Origin of the sequence: Streptomyces sp. SolWspMP-5a-2 (assembly GCF_900091845.1) — a bacterium.
Classification (GTDB): domain Bacteria; phylum Actinomycetota; class Actinomycetes; order Streptomycetales; family Streptomycetaceae; genus Streptomyces; species Streptomyces doudnae.
Genome location: NZ_FMCI01000089.1, coordinates 43831 through 50420 on the forward strand (window position 1 = coordinate 43831; position 6590 = coordinate 50420).

Consider the following 6590-nt stretch of genomic DNA (forward strand, 5'->3'; position numbering starts at 1 on the left):
GCTTCAGGTTACCGAGCCGTTCGCGCGCCGCCGCACCCGACCCTCCCCCTGGCGGCACCGGTTCCTCCCGAGGGGGGCCCGCGCGGCGGCGCCGGACCGCGCGCCGGTCATTCGCATATCCGCGCCCGGCATAGCTCCGTCATAGGTTCGGCATACGTATGGCGGCACCCGGAAAATCCCCCGGAAGGGAATCCGGGGAATCCGGGTGCGGCCGGAAATTGATCACGGGCCGAACCGTGCGGCGGGTGTGATCCATTTCCGGAAACGTCTCGTACCCGCCTCCCGTGCATCGAACGGAGTAGCGGAAGTCGCACGCTTGCAACCAGACATATGGGGACGTTCGTCCCCTCGTGAGGGCCTCCGGATGCGTGTGACGTACGGGTTTCGGCTCCCTCGAACAGTGGCTCCGACCTGCGAATACCTTCTTCCGGTCGGCCCGCGAAGCACGTTCCTGTTGCTGTTGTCAAGCCCCGAGATATGCCCTGACCTGCGAAAACGCCATTCAGAACCCGCAGTTTCCGTGTTACCCTGGATAGCCACGGAAGGGGTACCTGTCACATGACGTTCAAGGTTGGCGACACCGTGGTCTATCCCCATCACGGGGCCGCGCTGATCGAGGCTATCGAAACTCGCCAGATCAAAGGCGTGGACAAGACCTACTTGGTGCTGAAGGTCGCCCAGGGCGACCTGACGGTACGTGTGCCAGCGGACAATGCGGAGTTCGTCGGCGTGCGTGATGTGGTCGGTCAGGACGGGCTCGACCGGGTCTTCGAGGTGCTGCGCGCGCCGTACGCCGAGGAGCCCACGAACTGGTCCCGTCGCTACAAGGCAAATCTCGAGAAGCTCGCCTCCGGCGATGTCATCAAGGTCGCGGAAGTCGTGCGTGACCTGTGGCGTCGTGAGCGCGAGCGCGGACTGTCCGCCGGCGAGAAGCGCATGCTCGCCAAGGCGCGCCAGATCCTGGTGAGCGAACTGGCCCTCGCGGAGAACACGAACGAGGACAAGGCCGAGGCCCTGCTCGACGAGGTTCTCGCGTCCTGAACGCATGACGGCAGGCCACCCGCCCGCCTCGGCACTCAGTACACCGAAGCACGAAGCACACCGAAATGCCGCGGTGCCCGATGACATCTCAGCTGTCGCCGGGCGCTGCGGCATGTTCGTACCCGGAAGCCGTCGCACCACGCATGCCGGGGAAGCCCCGATACTGGGCGTGCCGGGCCCGGGCAGCAGGCTCGACCGGGGTCACGGAAGGGTCCGGTCAAGGCGTCGTGCCCGGCACTTCCCAGGCCATACCCACGCCGGACCGGCACACAAACCTGACAGGAACCGATGTCTGACGATTCGCTCCCTTCGCCCGCGGGAACCCGGACGGCGGCCGTGATCCCGGCCGCCGGACGCGGTGTACGCCTCGGTCCCGGCGCCCCCAAGGCGCTCCGCGCGCTGGGCGGCACCCCGATGCTGATCCACGCCGTGCGGGCGCTCGCGGCCTCCCGCGCCGTCTCCCTGGTCGTCGTCGTGGCCCCGCCGGACGGCGCGGCCGAGGTCAGGTCGCTGCTGGACGCGCACGCGCTGCCCGAGCGCACCGACTTCCTGGTGGTGCCCGGCGGCGAGACCCGCCAGGAGTCCGTGCGGCTCGGCCTGGACGCGCTGCCCGAGGGCCACGACATCGTGCTGGTCCACGACGCGGCCCGGCCGCTGGTCCCCGTCGACACCGTCGACGCGGTCATCGAGGCGGTGCGCGACGGCGCCCTCGCCGTGGTGCCCGCGCTGCCGCTCGCCGACACCGTCAAGGAGGTCGGGGCCGCGCCCGCGCCCGGCGCGCCCGAACCGGTCGTCGCCACCCCGGAGCGGGCCCGGCTGCGGGCCGTCCAGACCCCGCAGGGGTTCGACCGGCAGACCCTGGTCAGGGCGCACCGGACGGTCACCGACGAGGTCACCGACGACGCGGGCATGGTCGAGAAGCTCGGCCTGGGCGTCGTCGTCGTGCCCGGTCACGAGGAGGCGTTCAAGGTCACCCGGCCGCTCGACCTGGTCCTCGCGGAGGCGGTCCTCACCCGCAGGAGGCTCAACGATGGCTTCTGACCGGCCGCCCCTGCTGCCCCGGGTCGGCATCGGCACCGACATCCACGCCTTCGAGGAGGGCCGCGAGCTGTGGTGCGCGGGCCTGAAGTGGGAGGGCGAGGGGCCCGGCCTGGCCGGGCACTCCGACGCCGACGTCGTCGCGCACGCCGCCTGCAACGCGCTGTTCTCCGCGGCCGGACTCGGCGACCTCGGCGCGCACTTCGGCACCGGGCGCCCCGAGTGGTCCGGCGCCTCCGGGACCGTGCTGCTCACCGAGGCCGCCCGGATCGTCCGGGAGGCGGGCTTCGCCATCGGCAACGTCGCCGTCCAGGTCGTCGGGCCGCGCCCGAAGATCGGCAGGCGGCGCGCGGAGGCGGAGAAGCTCCTCTCCGAGGCGGCCGGGGCGCCGGTGTCGGTCTCCGGGGCGACCACCGACGGGCTCGGTTTCCCCGGCCGCGGCGAGGGACTGATGGCGGTGGCGACGGCGCTGGTGGTGCGCGCGGGCTGACAGACGTCCCAAGTCGGTCGCGAAGTCACAAGTCCGGTGCGTTTCACTGCCCCGCGCCCACTACCCTGGTGGGGTGACCATTCGCCTGTACGACACCGACGCCCGGCAGATCCGTGACTTCGTCCCGCTCAGCGCGGGTTGTGTCTCGATCTACCTGTGTGGTGCCACCGTGCAGGCGGCACCCCACATCGGGCACATCCGCTCGGGGCTGAACTTCGACATCATGCGCCGCTGGTTCACCTACCGCGGCTACGACGTCACGTTCGTGCGCAACGTCACCGACATCGACGACAAGATCATCGCGAAGGCGGCCGAGCAGGGCCGCCCGTGGTGGTCCATCGGCTACGAGAACGAGCGCGCCTTCAACGACGGCTACACCGCCCTCGGTTGCCTGCCGCCCAGCTACGAGCCGCGGGCCACCGGGCACGTCACCGAGATGGTGGAGATGATGCAGGGCCTCATCGAACGCGGTCACGCGTACGAGGCCGACGGCAACGTCTACTTCGACGTGCGCTCGTTCCCCGGCTACCTCCAGCTCTCCCGGCAGGAGCTGGACAACCTGCGCCAGCCCTCGGGCGACGGCGAGACCGGGAAACGGGACGAGCGCGACTTCGCGATGTGGAAGTCCGCGAAGCCCGGCGAGCCGACCTGGTCCACCCCGTGGGGTCCCGGGCGGCCCGGCTGGCACCTGGAGTGCTCGGCGATGGCCCACAAGTACCTGGGCTCCGCCTTCGACATCCACGGCGGCGGCCTCGACCTGATCTTCCCGCACCACGAGAACGAGATCGCCCAGGCCAAGGCCTTCGGCGACGAGTTCGCCAGGTACTGGGTCCACAACGCCTGGGTGACCATGGCGGGCGACAAGATGTCCAAGTCGCTCGGCAACAGCGTGCTCGTCTCCGAGATGGTCAAGCGGTGGCGGCCCATCGTGCTGCGCTACTACCTCGGCACCCCGCACTACCGCTCGATGATCGAGTACAGCGAGGAGTCGCTGCGCGAGGCCGAGTCGGCGTTCGCGCGGATCGAGGGCTTCGTGCAGCGCGTCATCGAGAAGACCGGCTCCGCCGTCGAACCGGCCGCCGAGGTGCCGCCCGCGTTCGCCGAGGCGATGGACGACGACCTCGGGGTGCCGCAGGCCCTCGCCATCGTCCACACCACCGTCCGGCAGGGCAACAGCGCGCTCGCCGCCGACGACAAGGAAGCCGCCGTCGCCCGGCTCGCCGAGGTGCGCGCGATGCTCGCCGTCCTCGGGCTCGACCCCCTCGACCCGCACTGGGCCGGGGACAGCGCCGAGCGCGGCGAGGACCTGCACGGCGTCGTCGACAGCCTCGTCCGGCTCGTCCTCGACCAGCGCGAGGCGGCCCGCGGACGCAAGGACTGGGCCACCGCCGACGCCATCCGCGACCAGCTCAACCAGTCCGGCCTCGCCATCGAGGACGGACCACAGGGACCCCGCTGGAGCCTCGGCCCCCGGTAGGTCCCGTCCTTGATCGACTGTGCCGCCCGGCCCCCCGGGCGGCACACTGCATATACGTACACACGCACGTCTCCCACAGACAGGTAGGTCATGGCCGCTAACAACCGCCGCATGTCCGGCAAGAAGGGCGCGCAGGTCGGCAGTGGCGGCCAGCGGCGCCGGGGCCTCGAGGGCAAGGGCCCGACCCCGCCCGCCGAGATGCGCAAGGGGCACAAGAAGAACCGCGTCGCCAACGCCCAGGCCCGGCAGGCCGTGCGCAGGCCCACCCCGCGCCGGGGCGGCAAGGGCACGTCGGAGATGGTCGTCGGCCGCAACCCCGTCGTCGAGGCGCTGCGCGGCGGCGTGCCCGCCTCCACGCTCTACGTCCAGCAGTTCATCGACAACGACGAGCGGGTCCGCGAGGCGCTGCAGCTCGCGGCCGAGCGCGGCGGCATCCACCTCATGGAGGCGCCCCGCCCCGAGCTGGACCGCATGACCAACAACCTCAACCACCAGGGCCTGGTCCTCCAGGTCCCGCCGTACGAGTACGCGCACCCCGAGGACCTCGCGAGCGCCGCCTACGACGCCGGTGAGGACCCGCTGATCGTCGCGCTCGACGGCGTCACCGACCCGCGCAACCTCGGCGCGGTCGTCCGGTCCGTCTCCGCGTTCGGCGGCCACGGCGTCGTCGTGCCCGAGCGGCGCGCGGCCGGGATGACCGCCGGTGCCTGGAAGACCTCCGCCGGTACCGCGGCCCGCACCCCGGTCGCCCGTGCCACCAACCTGACGCGCGCCCTGGAGGCGTACAAGAAGGCCGGGATCACGGTCGTCGGTCTGGCGGCCGACGGCGACGCCGAGGTCGGCGACCTCCCGGCGCTGCACGGCCCGGTCGTCATCGTCGTCGGCAGCGAGGGCAAGGGCCTGTCCCGGCTGGTCGGGGAGACCTGCGACCACCTGGTCAGGATCCCGATGCCGGGCGGCGCCGAGTCGCTCAACGCCGGGGTCGCCGCGGGCATCGTGCTGTACGAGGCGGCACGCCGACGCGACTGAACACCTGTGCCCGCCCTCACCCGGGCGGGTCAATCCCGGCGTCCCGCGCGAGCTTGACGGGGTCCGGACACTTCCGGCGGGTCAAAGCAGTGTCCTAAACACACGTCACTCGGTTAGATGAGTGTGGACACCAGAACACCCCGCACACCCACGGGGGACCGCTCGTCGGGATTCGACGACGCTCCCGCGCTGAGCATGGTGAAGGTGCCGAGCGATCCGGCGCAGGTCATCGTCAATCATGCGAGCTTCCGCGTGCAGTTGGGCGCGTCGTCGCGGCGCCCGCAGTCCTCGCGGTCCCTGACCGGCGCCGAGGGCCTCGCCCGGGGCGCCGCCGGCCCGGCGAACAGAGGCGCCGCGCCCGCCGGCGCCCGCCGCCGTCCGGTCGTCTGGAGCGGCAGGTCCGCCCCGGACGACACCGGCGCCCACCGCCTCCTGCAGGCCGTGCGGGGCGGCAGCGTCAGGCACCCCGACGAGCGCGCGGGCGACGCCGGCGCCACCCAGGTCATCCCGCGCGTCGGGCAGGAGCCGGGCGGCTACGACGACGTCTACCAGCAGCTCGACCAGACCGTCGAGAACCCCGTCGTCGGCCCCCAGCGCACCTCGGGGGAGAGCGGCGGCGGGCGCCTGCTGCCCCCCATGCGCACGGTCGGCAGCGCCTACGACGAGCAACCCCCGTACGAGGACCGGCAGTTCACCGGGTACGACGACGAGGACGCGCCCGCGCGCGGCGACCGGCGCTCCCGCCGCCACGGCGACGACCCGGCCCGGCACGCCTACTACCCGGGCCGCCGGATGAACCTGGGCGTGGTGCTGCTGCCGCTGCGGATCTTCCTCGGCTTCATCTCCATCTACGCCGGTATGGGCAAGCTGTGCGACCCCGTCTACTTCGACGGCGGCAAGCGCGGCTCGATGATGAAGTGGCTCAACACCCTCCACCCGTGGGAGGTCGCCGAGCCGCTGCGCCAGTTCGCCCTGCACCACCCCGTCGGCTCCGGGCTCGTCATCGCCTTCGCGCAGGTCCTGGTCGGCGTCCTGACGGTGCTCGGCTGCTGGCAGCGGGTGGCCGCCGCGGGCGGTGTGCTGCTGTCGGCGGCGCTCATCGTCACCGTCAGCTGGAAGACGGTCCCGGCCTACGACGCGCCCGACATCATCTACCTCGCCGCCTGGTCGCCGCTGATCATCGCCGGTGCCCCCGTCTACTCCGTGGACGGCAGGCTCGCGGGCAGCGCCTGGCGGCGGCTCGGGCCCCGCTCCGACATCTGGGAGCTGCGCGTCTTCGTGCTGCGCCGGGGCGCCCTGGTCACGGCGATCGTCTGCGGCATCACGCTGCTGCTCGGCTCGCTGCTCGGCGGCGCGGTCCGCGACGCCGACCGGGTCGTCGTCCCCGGGCCCGGGGAGACGCCGCGCAACCAGATGCCCGGCTCGCCGCTCCCGGAGGAGCCCGGCGCCCCGCGGCGGACGGCGCCGTCCGCGGCCACCTCGCCCACGCAGGGCGCCACCTCGGCGGGCTCCACG

At 72.2% G+C, this 6590-nt stretch carries 6 protein-coding genes; all 6 read left to right on the plus strand.

Going from position 1 to position 6590, the window contains the following annotated elements; genetic code table 11:
- Nucleotides 1-558 precede the first annotated feature (558 nt).
- The gene (locus GA0115242_RS08770; protein WP_003953493.1) at nucleotides 559-1041 is read left to right on the plus strand and encodes a CarD family transcriptional regulator; all 483 of its coding nucleotides are present in this window, start codon (nucleotides 559-561) and stop codon (nucleotides 1039-1041) included.
- 288 nt (nucleotides 1042-1329) lie between these two features.
- Nucleotides 1330-2082, plus strand: coding sequence for a 2-C-methyl-D-erythritol 4-phosphate cytidylyltransferase (gene ispD, locus GA0115242_RS08775; protein ID WP_093826299.1), 753 nt, complete (start codon nucleotides 1330-1332; stop codon nucleotides 2080-2082).
- Entirely contained in the window at nucleotides 2072-2569 is a 498-nt protein-coding gene (ispF, locus tag GA0115242_RS08780; RefSeq protein ID WP_093826302.1) for a 2-C-methyl-D-erythritol 2,4-cyclodiphosphate synthase, read from the plus strand. The genes ispD and ispF overlap by 11 nt, the downstream gene beginning before the upstream one ends.
- A gap of 73 nt (nucleotides 2570-2642) precedes the next feature.
- Nucleotides 2643-4046, plus strand: a complete 1404-nt coding sequence (cysS, locus tag GA0115242_RS08785) for a cysteine--tRNA ligase (protein ID WP_093826304.1) — start codon at nucleotides 2643-2645, stop codon at nucleotides 4044-4046.
- 90 nt (nucleotides 4047-4136) lie between these two features.
- Nucleotides 4137-5075 carry a 23S rRNA (guanosine(2251)-2'-O)-methyltransferase RlmB gene (gene rlmB, locus GA0115242_RS08790; protein ID WP_093826306.1) on the plus strand — a complete coding sequence of 313 codons (939 nt, stop codon included), beginning with the start codon at nucleotides 4137-4139 and terminating at the stop codon, nucleotides 5073-5075.
- Between the two features lie 117 nt (nucleotides 5076-5192).
- A partial coding sequence (locus GA0115242_RS08795; protein WP_161353051.1) for a DoxX family protein occupies nucleotides 5193-6590 on the plus strand: 1398 nt, incomplete at its 3' end.